Genomic DNA, 14,638 nt, shown 5'->3' with positions numbered 1-14,638 from the left:
GGAGCAAGAGGCTTCCGCCGTCACCCGTCCATGCGTCGCACGTACGAACCCATCCCCGACTGAGTTCGTATCAGCCCGTCAGCGCGTAGCGCGCGGTGCACCTTCTGCCCCGTGGACGTACTGATACCGAACTCGGCTTGTAGCTGGAGGACAGAGGGAACGCGGCTCCCAGGCGGGTACGTGCCGTCCGCGATGCGGGCACGCATGATCTCCGCGACCTGTTCCCATCGCGGCCTATCGTCCTCGAACTCATAAACCATGCCCGCGAAGGTACGCATACCACGCTTGATCAGCCAAGGTGCAGCATGCTATGGCGTGGTAGCCATGGTAGGTGTATGGTGTGAACTTCCACTGAACATGAGACGGCCCGGCAACGCTCCACACGTTCCGGGCCCGGACAAGTGAAGGAACCACTTGCCATGACCTACGTTATCGCTGCCCTGGCGACTCTCGTACGGCTGTTCCGCCCCTCGCGCGGCATCCACGCGGCACCGCTCGCTGTGCGCCGCGACGTCCGCGAGGAAGCGCGCGCAACACGCGTGCGTCGGTACGCGAACCCCCTCCCGGCCCGTCCGTCCGGCCCCGGATACAGCCCGCTGCTGCCTCTCGTTCCCCCGGTAGCCCCTGTCACAGCTCTTCTTCCGACCGTCGTCATCCGTCGCTATCACGTGTCTCAAGAAGCCGCCCGAACTGCCGTCATCACAGGAAAGGTGGCCGCGTGATGCGCAGGTTCACCCCTGAGCCGACCTGGGACATGCTCGCCAACATCCAACCCCACCAAGGAGGGCTCCGTGTCTGCTTCCGCTGAGGGCAACGCGACGAGCACCACCCAGCTCGCACAGCGGCTCACCGTCCTGCTCGCGGTCCGGGGTACTGATGACGAGATCCGCCGTGCGCTCCAAGAAGCGGACCGCGTCTTTGATGACCTTCACTGGTTCATGCGTACCGGCGGCGAGCTTCCGCGCGGTTGGCTTCGGGGCAGGGGGACGAACGGCCGGCGGTACACGACCGCGTGGTTCGACGCGCTGTCGGAGACCCTTCGCGACCCGAACTCGCGGCCGACGCTCCGTGCCACGGCCAACGCGGCGGAAGTGGCCTGGTCGGCGTTGGACGCAGCCCTACGCGAAGGGGCACCGATGCCCGAACCGTGGGACGCTCGACGGAAGCCGTAGCTCTCCATCGCGACGGCCCCGCCCTTCGGCGGGGCCGTTCCCGTGTCCGGGGCATTTAACCGAACAAACCTTGAATGGCCGCTGTTGCGTGCCTGTCAACATCGTCGACCATCTCGTCCAGGTCTGCACCAACTGAAGCTAGGTAAGCCAAGAGTGAGCCCCGGACCACAGAACGGACGTCCCCAGGGCCGACCTCCACCCCTGCCTTCTGCAACAGGACTAGTTCCCTCGACGCAGTGGCCAGCGCCTCCTCTAGCGAGTTGTGCGGGTTCTCTGCACCATCCACCTTTCGTCGGCAGACTACGATGCTGTCCAAGTTCGAGGGTTCACGAGAACCGCTCTTGACGACGCTGGTCGTCATCTCACCCTTCACGGGTTGGACCGCTGTGACGCAAAAGCCCGCCTGCTCAAGAGATTCAACAACACGCACCCATCCGGCGATACGTGCCTGATGAAACGTAAAGGCAAGCATGCCGCCCGGCTTCAGAACGCGCCCGCACTCAGACCACACCGACTCGATGGCTTTACCGAACTCTGCGGGATCCGCGTTCTGCACTTCACCCCTCTGCCTTGTTGTGTCGTCAGAGGGATATCCATCGAACGGATGCATCGCACGCAACCAGGAATGAAAAAAGTCAGCTAGTTCCGCGTAGTGAACATTGTCCATGTAAGGCGGATCAGTCACAACAAGATCGACGGATCCATCCGGGAGATCCGTAATGGCAGAGTTGCGCGTAGCAATATAGGCAGCCGGACCTTCGACCTTAGAGAATGAAGACCAATCTTGACAGAGCTGAGCCTCCAGAGGAGCCGAAATTCCAGTAATACGTTGGACTTCGCCGTCTTCCGGCACAAGGTCCGCAGGATTCATCTTGTATTCGTGAGCGCGATGCAGGCGACTCTTCAACAGTGTTGAAAATGATCCAGATGAATACGGGGTACCCCACGGGTGAGCTTCCAGAGGTGTACGCTCCGGCTTCAATATGTGATGGGAGAACATGTGTCGTACGGCTCCGGTGCCCTCACCCTTGAACGAGGTGAAAAGGTTATTGAACTCCAGCGTTCCAGAGAAGAGCGCGCACAGTGCTTCACGCTCTGGGGCACGACCAGGAAGGTCTCGGACCGCAGTCGCAATCAGGGACAATGAGTACAACTGGCGAGCGTTGAAGAAGTTTCTCCACTGCTTAAAGTTCCACTTGATCGCCTGGTTAGTGTTGTTGCCCGAAGCCAGCTCACCAGAAGGAAGCACGGATGAGGGTGGCAATTTACCCAGGAGCTCTTCACATTCCGCGTACAGTGCACGGTCCCAGTCCGTGATGGGCTCGTAAGTCTTTCGACCTCTAGCATCTACGACCATCTTGGCGTACATCTCATAGCCAGGAAGGCTACCATTCAATGCCGCCATGACCTTGTTGGTGTGCCCATTTCGGCAGGTCGCCATCGAGCGCACCACCGAACCCTGGGGCGTGATCGCATGGCCGTTGGTGCACCGTGCAACGTCAAAATCGTATCGCTCTTCCTGGATGTCCAGGCATACAGGACAGACAATCTGGGCTTGCGGAACCCGCTTAGGGTAGGCATGTTTGGAGAACACTGTCGAACTGAAGAGTCGAATCGTGTCATCACAATCCGGGCATGGAACCGTCGCCACCCAGAAATAATAGAGGACAGTACGACCGTCTTCTGTCTTATGCACACGGTCGACCTCGCGGCGGCATTCGCGCTCCACCTGACCGAAGGCCGTCGCGAGAGCTTGCATATCCCATTGCTGAAGCGCTTGCCGCTGAACAAGTGTTGCTACCGGGTTGATATCAAAGCATACGGGTCTAGCACCAAGCTTCGCGGCTTCTACTCCGGTCACGCCAGAACCTGAGAATGGGTCAAGAATCACCAGCCCGGACAAATCAGTAGGCGCCGAGTAGGCAGATTCAGCGTCCTCACCAATTGCCGTAGTCGCAGACGTGATAATTCCTCGGAAGACAGTTCCAAGCCGCTTCGCCCACCATTTATGCGTGCTGGTCGCAGGGCGGTGAACTTCTTTTCGCCACGACTCTTTCGTTCCTACCTCGCTCAGTATGGCTGCAGGGAAGGCAGCCTCCAGAGCCGTGATGGCTGGGATGGCTGCCCGTGCTCCAGCACCGGGCTTCACCACTGACTCACCCATTGTCCAACCCGTCACCATTTGCATAGCGGATCGCTTCATCGCTAAGTCGGACCTTTTTCTGCTCCCCAAGTCCGCGTGTCCGATAAGCATGGAAACGGTGAACCTGTCCTGCCCTGGGATTGGGCACAAAATGGCGAATCATCTCGTTGTTCTGTAGGTTGAACTCATAAGAAGATACGATCTTATCGACTTCCACGCGCTCAATCTCGCCGACTTTAACCAAGTCAGGACTCTTCAACTCAAGCGCATCGGGCACGATCAATGTCGAGAGCCCAACCGTCCCACTCGCCAAATAGAACGGCGTCGGAACCACATACATTTTACGGTCCCGAACGAGGATGTCCCCATACGACCCGAATCCGCGAAACGACTTATTTTTGTGCACATATTCGGAGTCAGCATTTAGGAAACTCCCATGGCAGACCACGAGGTCCGTGACCGGGTAGGCGTCCATGCCCTTAACGTCCTTCGGGTATCGACCGAAGACGTAGTAGATCTCCCGACCGTTGTGCTGACCACTCGGCACCTGCGAGTTGGAATCGTAGTTCGCATCCCGGCCAGGCCAAGCGAGTCCTTTGACCTCGTAGCCTTCCGGAAAGTTGACGAGACGGAAGTCCGGATAGGTATTACGACCGTGATCGTCGTAGTTTAGCTGGCATGCATCCAGTCGATCTTGGACCCAATTCTGGAAGTGGAACTCCTTATCACTTTCGCTCACCTTCTGGATAAGAACACCCTCAGCACGAGCTCGCTCGCACTCACGGAAGACCTGCTCGACTGTGCTCACTCGCTACCCTCACTTGCCTCGTACTCAGGGCAGGTTACCGTACGCACAGTGATGCCCAGCGCGATTCACTCAGCGCCTTAGTTCCAGGTCAGGCACCGGTTGCGCACCAAACCGGCAGGCGCCCACTCCACCACTCGTGGCGAAAACATCCTGAAACTCCTGACTTCCTTGCTGCTCTTGATGATGTCGAGGTCGACCCGGACTACAGCTCTGAACCCCAAACAACCCAACGGTCTTACGAGTTGATGCGTGATAGCGGGTGGGGCTTCGTTGAAGGAGCGCGGCATGCCCTGGCCGTGGCGATCAAAGTCAACCGTGCCGTCCTGACCTGCCCCTGGCTCACTGATATCTCCACCACCTGGTCACGCTCATGGAGTCTCTGGCCGTCCCTGGAAGGTGGTCGTTGAAGACCACTGGTATCGGGTCCGGGGCAGGGCGAGAAGACAAGCTGCCGGAGCCAGTGCCCGGTACCGCCTGGTCTTCGTCGACCGTCACGTACCAACTCGTAAAGCAGAGACGGTCACATATGCGCGTAGCACCAGGGCGACCGACCATCCCCCTCGCGCGCGTGCGCGCGCGAGGGGGATGGTCGACCGGTCGACCTTAGACGGCGACCACCGGTCATCACTGGTCACGGCACGAGTAGCAATCGGGCGAACCGGTCAACGACCAGTGCGGTCGACCACATGAGCGGCAAGGGGTCTTGGGTCGTTTGGTATCTATCTCGCCAGAGACACCATGCATAGCACCGTCCGCACTGTCCGCGCCATTTCCGATAGTGCGTCGATCCTGGTCAACGGTGCCGCGCGCAGCGGACAGCACCACGTCGCGTTCGTCCGCCTGTCCAGTACCGCCATCCAAACGGGCGGCTCTCGGCGGTCCGGCTTCGTCCGGCTGTCGCCACAGGTCATCATCAGTAACGGACAGCGCGGACAACGGGCCGCCCCCGTTCTCTGCCGTCAGTACATACAGCCGCGCGCGCTTGCGATCGCTGCCGCGTTGGGTATCGTCGAAACTGATCCCCAGCGTGCGGAAGACCGGGGCGAGGCGCTTGAGCTGGCTTCCCGCCTGCGGATTGCCCTTCGGCCAGCGCCCAAGACGCGGTTCCGGCACCGGAAGCACCGCCAGCAGGTCGCCGACCGTGCCGTGCCACTGGCCGTGCCTCTCCACGTAGTCAACCACCGCGCGTCCGAACGGCTCCCCGTCGAGCAGGTCAGCAGCGACCGTGTCGGCCGCGTTGGTGTACGTGGCCAAGGTCGACCACCCGCGCACCTGGTCGACCGCTCCGAGCACCCGGGCGAAGTCGGCCATGCGAGGAAGCTCGGACAAGCTCAGTGTCGGCAGCGCGGCCAACACCTCGCACAGTAGGTCGAGCAGCGCGCCCAGGACGATCGGTCGTACCTCTTCGTAGGCGCGGGCCACGTCGGCGTCGGGGCGTCGACGGTCCCGGGTGATCGGCTGGAGTTCCACCGTCAACAGGCGTTCGGACAGGTCACCTGAGAGCGTCCCCGTGTCGATACTGGTCATGGCGAGCACCCGTCGGAAGCTGATCACCGTCACGTCGTCGTCGCTGTACAGTGCCCCGTCGACCAACCCGTCACCGGTGACCGCCTTACACAGGGTGTCGGAGAGCCACGGCGCGATGGTCGAGACGTTGTCCAGACAGACCACCCACGACGCGGACGCGGTGACCGCCCACTGTTTGACGTCGCGCGGCATGGACCGCAGCGGCGCCGGGGATGGATCGACCAGATCGACCACCATCGTGGCCGCAGTGGACTTGCCTGTGCCCTGCTCTCCCTTGAAGGCCAACACCGGATGCGGGATGTCGGGGATGAGCGCGGCGACCAGCCATCCTACCAGCAGACGGAAGGCGTTCTCATCAGCGTTGACCAAACCTCGGAGCTCTCCGAGTCCGTCAGCCTCCCGGGATGGCACTGGCATGGGCGAGGTGAGTCCCGTTCTTCGGAAGAGCACCGGGGACACAGCCCGGTGCTCCCATCCCTCGGGACCGGCGACCACGCAGTCACCGCCTACGGTCCCCAGGTCGAGGACCAGGGCGTCACCGAACCGCGCGACGCGGAGGTGCACGGGCTCGGGCACCGTGTCGTTGGCGTGTCCTTCGAGCACGGTGAGAGCGTCCGCCAGAGCCGTTTGGGATGGCACTTGCCCCCGGTACACGTCGGCGTAGCGTCGCGCGAGCGCAGTACGCACTCCGGAGCGGCCACGCAGCGGCAGCGCGACGTTGGGGCCGTTGAGTGCGACGGCGTAGGGACGACCGTCCGTTCCCGTGAACACGCGGTAGTGCCGCTCCGCCAACTCCACCAGCTTCGCCGCCTGCGACGGTCCTCGGCCCTTGCCACCTTCAGGTTCCGGGGACTCGACCCTCTCGGCCTCGAAGGTGTGCCCCATCGCACCCTGGTCATGTGCGCGCTCCATGTTGCCGCAGCGAGTACAGAACGCACTGCGTTCGCTGTTCACCACTCCCGCACCGCCAGATACTCCCGTGCGTCTGGGAGAAGGCCGACCAGGTCGGCTCGAACGCGTGCCACTCCGACGGGGTTGGTGCCCCGCACCTCGATCGACGCGGCCCGGCAGATGAGCCGGGCCGTGATGGGGGCGTTCCAGCCAGGATCGAAAAAGCCGGGAGCGTCACCGATGTCGAGGATGACATGCATGCCGTCGAGTGCAGACGCGGACAGTGCGCCTCTCTCCGGGTCTTTCGGTGCAGCGGGAGCGGTTGCGCCGTCGAACCAGCGGAGGATGTATCGGGGGTCGCTCTGGTGGAAGGGGCACGTGATGACGACGGTTCCCGTCATCGGTGGGAAAGACTCGGTCGTGTTCGGTTCCGTCTCGTCAGGGCGCCGGGTACTGGCCACGGTTCCCCTTTCATGGTGTGAATGGTGAGGGTCAGGTGTCGGCGTCCTGGTCGGCGTCGACCCCGGCGAGCTGGAGAAGAGCACGGACCGGGATCAGCGTCTTGTTGCTGACCTTGACCGCCGGGATGTGACCGGCCTCGATCGCGCGCCGGACGGTCCGTTCGTCACTGCGTAGGAGCGGGGCCGCTTCCGCCACGGTCGCGAACAGCCGTGGCCGGAGTTCGTCGATGCTCACTCGCCCACCTCCGCGACCAAGCGCAGGAGCAACCGGGTGTAGGCGGTCCGCAGCGCGCCGCGCGGTTCCCTGACTCCCGACTCCCAGCGCCCGACCGTGATGCGGTGGACACCGAGCTCTTCGGCAAGACGGATCTGCGAGACCCCCGCCCGTTCACGTATCGCCCGAGCGTCCTCCGGAGAGGGAAGCCGTCGGCTCTCTCGAACCTCGCGCAGCAAATTCATGAGACACCTCAGCGTAGCTGTGTCATTCGTGATGCTTCGATGTCACCACGTCAGCCACCACCGTCGCTACTTCTGGGAGTGCCGTCTCACCGCGCCCACGTGAGACAGTTGCGCGGAACTGTTGCACCTCTGGTGTTGGTCCGGCTACGGTCCTGGAGTGGCACACAGCGACCGATTCAGCTTCGTCATGGAGCAGACACCCAGACCGGAGACCGCCGAGAGCGACGCGTGGGTACGCGTGACCGGTGGTGGTCTAGATATCCCGCTGCTGGTCAGAGTCGCCTACGGGCGCGACGGGCGTCCCATCATGACCGGCTTGATCATCGGCGACAACGAACCAGCCGAGATCACCGCCGACACCCTGCGACGGATCCGGATCGGCGCGCTGCTGGAACAGCTCACCACCGGTTTCAATCCGAACGAGCCTCCGCGCTGGGATGGCCTACGAGCGCAGACGGAGTGGGGGCTCATGCACGAGTTCACCCGCCGTTCGTCTCCGCCCGCTCCCGAGCAGTCCCGAACCCGTGGACCGTCCGACGACGAACTGCGGCGTTTCGCGGAGGTCTACCGGACGGAGGTCAGGAGGAACCGGAGACGCGCCATGACGGCGACTGCCGAGGCAGTGGGAGTCAGCCGGGCGACCGCGAACCGCTGGGCACAGCAGTGCCGCAAGTACGGCTATCTCGACCGAAGGGATGACGGATGACCACGAAGAAGAGGCGCAGCCCCGGAGAGGGCAGCGTCTTCGAGTTCACCACCAGTAAGGGGGCGAGCCGCTTCGGGATCAAGTTCACGCGGACTCTCGACGACGGCACCAAGAAGCAGGTGTTGCGCCACAGGGACAAAGACAACCGGCCGTGGACCACCAAGCGCACCGCACAGGCCGCGCTGCGCGACGCCATGGCGGAGGTGAACCGCCCCGGCTACGTCGAGCCGTCGAAGCTGTCCTTCGGTGAGTACCTGGACACGTGGGCCGCTGGCCTGCGTCTCGCGCCGTCCACCACGTCGAGCTGCGAGAAGAACATCCGGCTCCACATCAAACCGAACCTCGGCGCGCTGCCGCTGGCCGCGCTCACCGGCGCGAAGCTCTCCGCGTTCTATCGGAAGCTGGAGACGGACGGCAGAAGGGACCACCGCGCAGGCGAAGGGCTATCAGCGCGCTCGGTCCGGTACGTCCACACAATCGTCCACAAGGCGTTGGAACAGGCGTTGACCGATGAGCTGATCAGCGCCAACCCCGCCGACCGGGCCAACCCGCCCACGGCCAAGCAGGCGAGGGCGCCGGAGATGCGTCCGTGGACACCCGCGCACCTGCGGACGTTCCTCACATGGAGCGCTGACAACAGCCCGTTGCACGCTGCCTGATACGTACTCGCCATGACCGGGATGCGGCGGGGCGAGGTACTCGCGCTGCGGTGGCGGGACGTCGACCTCGACGCGCGCACCATGGCGGTCCGCAGGTCCGCGACGCTGATCAAGACCAAGGGCGGGGGCGAGCGCATCGTGGAGGGCACCACCAAGAGCAACCGGCCCCGGGTGCTCGACCTCGACGACGACACGGTGTCCCTACTCCGCGCCCACCGGCGCGACTGCGCGGCGCTGGCTCTCCAGTTCGGCCGTGACGACTCGCTGATCTTCGCCGACCAGGAAGGTGCGCACTTGCACCCGGAGCGGTTCAGCCGAAGCTTCAAGGCGGATGTCCGGCGCTGCCGGAAGCAGTTGGCGAAGCGGGGCGTCGAGGACGCGCCTCCGGAGATCCGGCTCCACGATCTTCGACACACCCACGCGACGGTGCTGCTCGGGATCGGCACGAACCCCAAGATCGTCTCGGAGCGGCTGGGGCACTCCAGTGTCTCCGTCACCCTGGACATCTACTCGCATGTGCTGCCGACCATCCAGCGGCAGGCGGTCGACCAGCTCCACGCGGTCATGGCCGCGCTGTGATCCGGCCGCACGAGTATCAGGCAAGTATCAGGACGCCTCGGGAGAGCGGAAAGAAGCCGGGGGCGCCTCCGCTGAACGGCGGAAACGCCCCCGCTTACGAGGTGGCGAGGGTCGCTTCCGCATCCCCCCTCAAAGTACGGAAGCGACCCTCGCGCAGGGAGCGGCCGGCGATTCCTCCCCCCTGGAATCGCGGCCTTGAAGGCCTGCCACGGAATCGAACCCGTCGTTCCGTGTTGATAGAGACACTACCCACCCCACCAGCGAAGAACAACCCTCTGTCACGGGAAACTACTTAAAGTGATCTTCACTCCTTGTTCGACGCCGTACCAAGCGTGTGCGGTGAGCGTCAAACCGGGGTCATGAGCGGGCACCCGCCCACCACGCTTAGCCTGGTCTCGTGAGATCACCGCTCCTCAGCCCACGGTGGCTCGGCATCCATCTGATCGCCGTGCTCGTCGCCGTCGTCTGTGTCGCCGGAACCTCGTGGCAGTTCGTCCGGTCCTTCGAGCCCGACCGGGAGGTCATCACCAACCCGGTGGAGGACCTCGCCGGAGCCGTCCCGCTCTCGGACCTGCTCGAACCCGGCGAGTACATGCACCCGGACACCTTCGCCAACAACGCCGTCGAGGTCACCGGCCGCTATGACGCCGACGCCCAACTCCTGGTGCCTCGTCACCCCGACGGCGTGCGCGGCCACGACGTCATCGTCCCCCTGGTCACGGGCGAGGGTGCCGCCGTCACCGTGAACCGGGGTTGGGCGCAGGAGGGTCGGGAGATCCCCCCACCACCCGAGGGCGAGGTCGACGTCACCGGCTGGCTGCTGCCTCCCCAGGACTCCGGTCCGCTCGTGCCCGGTGAACCCCCGGAGGGCCAGGTGGAGCGCATCGCCACGTCGGTGCTGGTCAACGAGTGGGACCACCCCCTCTACGAGGGATACGTCGTCCTTCCCGAACAGGATCCGGCCACGGCGTCGCTCACGCCAGTACCACCGCCCGAGCCTCCCGTCGACCTCAAGATCAACTGGCGCAGTCTCAGCTACACCGTGCAGTGGGCCATGTTCGGCGTCTCCGGCGTGGTCTTCTGGATCCTTCTGATGCGCCGGGAGGTCAAGGAGGCCCGCTCCCGGAGGGAAGGGGACGCACGGGAGACGGAGGATCAACCGGCGGTCGCGGGTTCCTGAGTCGCCCGGTCCTTCTCCTGCTCCGACTTGACGATCCGGTGCTCGACCACGAATCCGAGCACCGGGATCGTGCCGGCGAGCGCCACGCCCAGCGTGCGCGAGGCGCTCCAGCGTCGGTCCAGCGCCACCCACAGCACCACGAGCACGTAGACCATGTAGACGTAGCCGTGCGGCATCGCGATGAACAGCATGAGCGGGGACTCGGGGCCGAACCAGTGCTCCATGCCCTGTGGCGCGTCGACCAGGGAGAAGCGGGCGGTCTCCCCCACCAGGTACTTGGCGGGCATGGCCACGAAGGTCAGGCCCAGCAGGAAGATCCCGGTCACGTACGCGAGCACCCGGTACAACGCGAACGACACACGGCTTTTGTCCACGGCTGATCCACACCCCATCCAACGACTACGCCCCGCCCCGGCGTGCGCTCATGCCGTCTCCGAGCGGGCAGAATCAGCCTAAGCGCTGTCCTGCCCCTCGGAGTCCCGGGGTGGACCGGACGGAGCGATCTCACATCCTTCCTGGTGGGATCACCTGGCCGAACCCCTGTCGGGGCTGCTCCAGCGACCGTCGGACTCGGTGGTCCACGCCTTGGGGATCATCCTCAGCGTGAGGTAGGCGTCCACCAACCTGATCGGGAAGAACAGCAGACCGTAGAGCAGGTAGGACGGACGCCGCCGGATCGCCGCCATCAGACAGGTGAGCATGTAGTCGGGGACGAAGAGCCCGATTCCGATGGCCAACAGCGGCAGGAAGGCGGTGACCGCGGTCCAGACCTCGCCGAAGAACGGCAGACTCAACACGGGCTCCCCGCCCACCGTTCCGGCGAGGACGAACAACCCCACCACCGAGGTCACCAGCAGCAACAACGAGACCAGCACGACCTCCAGGATGTACAGCGACAGGAACACCCAGAACAGGCTCGGCCACATCCGGTGGCGCCGCACGGTCTGCCAGAAGCCCAGGGTCCATCGGCTGACCTGCTTGTAGTAGTCCCCGAGGGTGAAGGGATCCTGGCTGTAGGCCTTGGTGTCGGGGTTCATCGAGACCCTGCCGAGGCGCTTGTGATGCACCTCGAAGGTCATGTTGAAGTCCTCGATCACCAGCCCCTTGGGGTTGACGTCGATCTCCTTCAGCGCTCGGCTGCGGTACACGCTGGCGAAGCCGGGGACGATGAAGGACACGTTGGCGTACCGCCAGGTCTGGCCGAACCGTAGGAGGTACTGGAGCATGAAGTACAGGCGGTCACGGTAGGCCGAGATCATCCGGCCCACGAACGTCCGCTCGCGCGGCTTCCACTCCGAGACCACGAACCCCGCGACGGCCGCCACCGAGGGATCGGCCAGTTGACGCCGGGCCCCCTCCACGTACCCGGCGTCCAACTCCGTGTCGGCGTCCAGGATGAGCACGCCGTCGTAGTCGTCGGTCAGCTCGAACTCCTCGATGACGGCCTCGATCGCCCCCGCCTTGCCGCGGTTGTTGAGGAGTTCGAGGACGTTCACGCCGCTCCGCGCGGCGATCTCGGCGGTGGAGTCCTTGGAGGAGTCCGAGACCACGTAGATGTCCCAACGGTTGAACAGGCTCATCGCCGAGGAGATGGCCCCGCTGATGACCGGTTCCTCGTTGTGCGCCGGGATGATGACGGCCAGGGAGATGGTCTCGGGTCCACCGCCGGCCGAGTCCTCCTCCGGGGCCCGCGGGGAGCCCTCCTCGACGGCGGTCTCCCGCGCCTCCTCGCCACGCTCGGCCTCGTCCGACTCGACCACGGCGGTGCCCCCGCCGCCCGAACCGACCAGGACGCGTAGGGGCGTGCTCTCCTCCAGGGCGCGGTCACGCCGGGATCTTCGGGCCATCGCGCGTACCGAGTCGTCTCCCAGGCGTAGGAGTCCGACAAAGGTCCACAGCAACAGGTTGGCGCCGAAGGCCAACCACAGGAACAGGTAACCGAGGGTGCCCAGCCCAGAGACCGCCGCCATGTCCGTCGCGAAGCCGAACCAGTAGACGAACAGCGTGACGGCCAGGGCCAGGGCGATCAGCCCTGTCAGCAGGCCCCCGATGAAACGAACGGTACGCACAGCGCTAGTACCCCTCCGAAGTTATCAGTTTCGGACCGACATTAATCACAAAGTCGGTGTTATGTTGACGCCTTGTGACGGCGTTGGGTTCACCCGGCTTCGCGTCCTATGTAGGCCACGGAAATCGTATACATGAGCTTGTCGAAGGTGGTACCCATAAGAAGGCATTTTGGGGTCGGTGGCGTGGCGTCGGAGTCACTTCACCACAAACAGTCTAGATCTCGGAAAAATCCATGCAAAGTGACCCGTGTGAAGAAGGAGAACATCTGACGTGAGCGCCACACCGCCTTCACCTTCGCCTGATCGTGCTGGTGACCCGCGGGCGGAAGAGCAGAGGCATCGTCCCGCCGCGAAAGGCGGTGCGACCTCCGGAGTCACCGTTGCGCTACATCAGCCCCACTATCTTCCCTGGTTGGGGCTTTTGGACAAGATCGACCGATGCGACCTCTTCATCATCCTGGACAACGTCCAGTTCGAACGCCGCGGATGGCAGAACAGAAACTACGTCGCGGGGAGCGGAAAGCCCGTCCTTCTCACCGTCCCGGTCGCCCAGGGAAGCCGGGACGACCGCATACGGGACAAGGTTGTTGATAACAATCAAAAATGGAAGTCCAGACACTACAAGGCCCTTGCGGAACACTGTTACCGCAAGGCTCCATACTGGAGGGACTACCGCGAAGAAATCGCCCATATGTACGAAAAGGAGTGGGAGAACCTCGCGGACCTGGCCGTCGCCACCACACGCATGCTGATACGGGGATTCGGGATCGACACGCCTCTGGTGCTCGCCAGCGAGATGGGGGACTTTCCTGGACACAAGAGCGAACTCCTGGCCCAGATCTGCGCCAAGGCGGGAGCCACCACCATGCTCTCCGGTGACGGCGCCAAGGACTATCTGGAGCCCGAGACCCTGCACCACTACGGGATAGACGTCCAGTGGCAGCGGTTCCGTCACCCGGTCTACCCGCAGCACGCACGCGAGCCGGAGGACTTCGTACCCCGCCTGTCGGCGATCGACCTTCTTCTCAACACAGGACCGGAGGCCCTGCACATACTCCGGCAGGCGAGAACCCGGAGCTGACCCGTACGGGTCGACCACCTCACCGCGCCACCGCGCGCCGTGTCACGCCCAAAGTTCGGGCAACACCTGGTCACTCTCTGATGAAAGGACGAAAACCAGCATGACGACGGACTGGTCACAGGAACGGATCCTGGTCTACGCGCCCCACCCCGACGACGAGACGCTCGGCTGCGGCGGCCTCATGAGCAAGGCCAAGGCCGCGGGAGCAGAGGTGTTCGTCCAGTTCCTCACCGTCGGAGACACCGCCGACCTGTCGCCGAAGGGCTTCTCCACCGCGGAGGAACGCTACGCGGAGATCAAGAAGGTCGCCGACCACTTCCGGTGGGACGACTGGGACATGGCCCTTCCTGGTGACCAGTACCACCTGCGTCTGGACGCCGTTCCGCGGGTCGACCTCGTCCAGCTCATCGAACGTGAGAGCCCGCTGTCGATCGAACGACTCCGCCCGACCGTGGTGTTCACTCCGCATCGTCTCAGCTACAACCAGGACCACCAGGCCGTGGCCGAGGCCGTGCACACGGCCCTGAGGCCCTCCAACACCGCGCTGCGCCACCACCCGCGACTGGTCCTGGCCTACGAGGAGGCCGCCGACCACTGGCGCGAGGAGGCGCTGAGCCCACCGAACCTCATCGTGGAGCTGGACGAGACACAGATCGTCGACAAGCTCCACGGCATGCGGCTGTACGGGTCCCAGAGCCACCAGCACCCGCACACACGTTCCGAGTCCACCCTGCGCAGCCTGGCGTTCCTGCGCGGCATGCAGGCCGGGGTGGCGCTCGGAGAGGGTTTCCATGTCCTGCGCTGCCTGGCCTGACCCACACGTGTCCCGGCACGTCACCGCCTCGCTCGAGGGCGTGCCGACCGACCACGGACCGTCCCGTCAACGACAACCGAGGAACACCC

The 14,638-nt window shown here is 64.1% G+C and carries 16 protein-coding genes; 7 read left to right on the top strand and 9 right to left on the bottom strand.

Annotated features, from left to right (window positions below):
• Positions 1-20 precede the first annotated feature (20 nt).
• Positions 21-260 (bottom strand): GntR family transcriptional regulator, encoded by a 240-nt coding sequence (locus PFX91_RS19690; RefSeq protein ID WP_285734033.1) that lies wholly within the window; start codon positions 258-260, stop codon positions 21-23.
• A 531-nt stretch (positions 261-791) separates the two neighbouring features.
• Between PFX91_RS19690 and PFX91_RS19685 the strand changes: the two genes are divergently transcribed.
• Positions 792-1,172: a hypothetical protein gene (locus PFX91_RS19685; RefSeq protein WP_285734031.1), complete on the top strand. Its 381-nt coding sequence runs from the start codon at positions 792-794 to the stop codon at positions 1,170-1,172.
• 55 nt (positions 1,173-1,227) lie between these two features.
• On the opposite strand, the gene PFX91_RS19680 is transcribed toward PFX91_RS19685, so the two are convergent.
• The 6 genes from PFX91_RS19680 to PFX91_RS19655 all read right to left on the bottom strand — a co-directional run bounded on the left by PFX91_RS19680 (position 1,228) and on the right by PFX91_RS19655 (position 7,461).
• A complete protein-coding gene (locus PFX91_RS19680; protein WP_285734029.1) occupies positions 1,228-3,375 on the bottom strand; it encodes an SAM-dependent methyltransferase in 2,148 nt (715 codons plus the stop codon).
• Positions 3,329-4,123 carry a hypothetical protein gene (locus tag PFX91_RS19675; protein ID WP_285734028.1) on the bottom strand — a complete coding sequence of 265 codons (795 nt, stop codon included), beginning with the start codon at positions 4,121-4,123 and terminating at the stop codon, positions 3,329-3,331. Before PFX91_RS19675 ends, PFX91_RS19680 begins: the two co-directional genes overlap by 47 nt.
• Positions 4,124-4,747: 624 nt before the next feature.
• Entirely contained in the window at positions 4,748-6,604 is a 1,857-nt protein-coding gene (locus PFX91_RS19670) for an AICE element replication initiation protein (protein WP_285734026.1), read from the bottom strand.
• Positions 6,601-6,801: a hypothetical protein gene (locus tag PFX91_RS19665; RefSeq protein WP_285734025.1), complete on the bottom strand. Its 201-nt coding sequence runs from the start codon at positions 6,799-6,801 to the stop codon at positions 6,601-6,603. The genes PFX91_RS19670 and PFX91_RS19665 overlap by 4 nt, the downstream gene beginning before the upstream one ends.
• Positions 6,802-7,033: 232 nt before the next feature.
• Positions 7,034-7,237 carry a helix-turn-helix domain-containing protein gene (locus PFX91_RS19660; RefSeq protein WP_285734023.1) on the bottom strand — a complete coding sequence of 68 codons (204 nt, stop codon included), beginning with the start codon at positions 7,235-7,237 and terminating at the stop codon, positions 7,034-7,036.
• Complete coding sequence (locus tag PFX91_RS19655) at positions 7,234-7,461, bottom strand: helix-turn-helix domain-containing protein (protein WP_285734021.1); 228 nt, start codon at positions 7,459-7,461, stop codon at positions 7,234-7,236. Before PFX91_RS19655 ends, PFX91_RS19660 begins: the two co-directional genes overlap by 4 nt.
• A 157-nt stretch (positions 7,462-7,618) precedes the next feature.
• Here PFX91_RS19655 and PFX91_RS19650 point away from each other — a divergent pair, with 157 nt between their 5' ends.
• The 4 genes from PFX91_RS19650 (at position 7,619) to PFX91_RS19635 (ending at position 10,585) form a co-directional block, all read left to right on the top strand.
• Positions 7,619-8,167 carry a hypothetical protein gene (locus PFX91_RS19650; RefSeq protein ID WP_285734019.1) on the top strand — a complete coding sequence of 183 codons (549 nt, stop codon included), beginning with the start codon at positions 7,619-7,621 and terminating at the stop codon, positions 8,165-8,167.
• Positions 8,164-8,826 carry a tyrosine-type recombinase/integrase gene (locus PFX91_RS19645; protein ID WP_285734017.1) on the top strand — a complete coding sequence of 221 codons (663 nt, stop codon included), beginning with the start codon at positions 8,164-8,166 and terminating at the stop codon, positions 8,824-8,826. The genes PFX91_RS19650 and PFX91_RS19645 overlap by 4 nt, the downstream gene beginning before the upstream one ends.
• Positions 8,827-8,838: 12 nt before the next feature.
• Complete coding sequence (locus tag PFX91_RS19640) at positions 8,839-9,405, top strand: site-specific integrase (protein WP_285734015.1); 567 nt, start codon at positions 8,839-8,841, stop codon at positions 9,403-9,405.
• A gap of 397 nt (positions 9,406-9,802) precedes the next feature.
• The gene (locus PFX91_RS19635) at positions 9,803-10,585 is read left to right on the top strand and encodes an SURF1 family protein (RefSeq protein ID WP_285734013.1); all 783 of its coding nucleotides are present in this window, start codon (positions 9,803-9,805) and stop codon (positions 10,583-10,585) included.
• Here PFX91_RS19635 and PFX91_RS19630 read toward each other — a convergent pair.
• Both PFX91_RS19630 and PFX91_RS19625 read right to left on the bottom strand, forming a co-directional pair.
• Positions 10,561-10,977 (bottom strand): DUF3817 domain-containing protein, encoded by a 417-nt coding sequence (locus tag PFX91_RS19630; protein WP_285734011.1) that lies wholly within the window; start codon positions 10,975-10,977, stop codon positions 10,561-10,563. The genes PFX91_RS19635 and PFX91_RS19630 overlap by 25 nt on opposite strands.
• 132 nt (positions 10,978-11,109) lie before the next feature.
• On the bottom strand, positions 11,110-12,654 hold the full coding sequence (locus tag PFX91_RS19625; RefSeq protein WP_285734009.1) for a glycosyltransferase family 2 protein: 1,545 nt from the start codon (positions 12,652-12,654) through the stop codon (positions 11,110-11,112).
• 271 nt (positions 12,655-12,925) lie between these two features.
• On the opposite strand from PFX91_RS19625, the gene PFX91_RS19620 reads away from it, so the two are divergent.
• Together PFX91_RS19620 and PFX91_RS19615 are read left to right on the top strand one after the other, a co-directional pair.
• On the top strand, positions 12,926-13,735 hold the full coding sequence (locus PFX91_RS19620; protein WP_502888338.1) for a WbqC family protein: 810 nt from the start codon (positions 12,926-12,928) through the stop codon (positions 13,733-13,735).
• Between the two features lie 100 nt (positions 13,736-13,835).
• The gene (locus tag PFX91_RS19615; protein WP_285734007.1) at positions 13,836-14,549 is read left to right on the top strand and encodes a PIG-L deacetylase family protein; all 714 of its coding nucleotides are present in this window, start codon (positions 13,836-13,838) and stop codon (positions 14,547-14,549) included.
• The last annotated feature ends 89 nt before the right edge of the window (positions 14,550-14,638 follow it).

Origin of the sequence: Nocardiopsis sp. ATB16-24, assembly GCF_030271535.1 — a bacterium.
In the GTDB taxonomy this organism is placed as follows: Bacteria; Actinomycetota; Actinomycetes; order Streptosporangiales; family Streptosporangiaceae; genus Nocardiopsis.
This window is presented reverse-complemented; position numbering and strand designations above follow the sequence as displayed.

Coding starts and splice junctions, on each gene's coding strand:
- PFX91_RS19690 (WP_285734033.1), bottom strand. CDS start 260: ATGGTTTATGAGTTCGAGGACGATAGGCCGCGATGGGAACAGGTCGCG.
- PFX91_RS19680 (WP_285734029.1), bottom strand. CDS start 3,375: ATGAAGCGATCCGCTATGCAAATGGTGACGGGTTGGACAATGGGTGAG.
- PFX91_RS19665 (WP_285734025.1), bottom strand. CDS start 6,801: ATGCATGTCATCCTCGACATCGGTGACGCTCCCGGCTTTTTCGATCCT.
- PFX91_RS19655 (WP_285734021.1), bottom strand. CDS start 7,461: ATGAATTTGCTGCGCGAGGTTCGAGAGAGCCGACGGCTTCCCTCTCCG.
- PFX91_RS19645 (WP_285734017.1), top strand. CDS start 8,164: ATGACCACGAAGAAGAGGCGCAGCCCCGGAGAGGGCAGCGTCTTCGAG.
- PFX91_RS19640 (WP_285734015.1), top strand. CDS start 8,839: ATGACCGGGATGCGGCGGGGCGAGGTACTCGCGCTGCGGTGGCGGGAC.
- PFX91_RS19630 (WP_285734011.1), bottom strand. CDS start 10,977: ATGGGGTGTGGATCAGCCGTGGACAAAAGCCGTGTGTCGTTCGCGTTG.
- PFX91_RS19615 (WP_285734007.1), top strand. CDS start 13,836: ATGACGACGGACTGGTCACAGGAACGGATCCTGGTCTACGCGCCCCAC.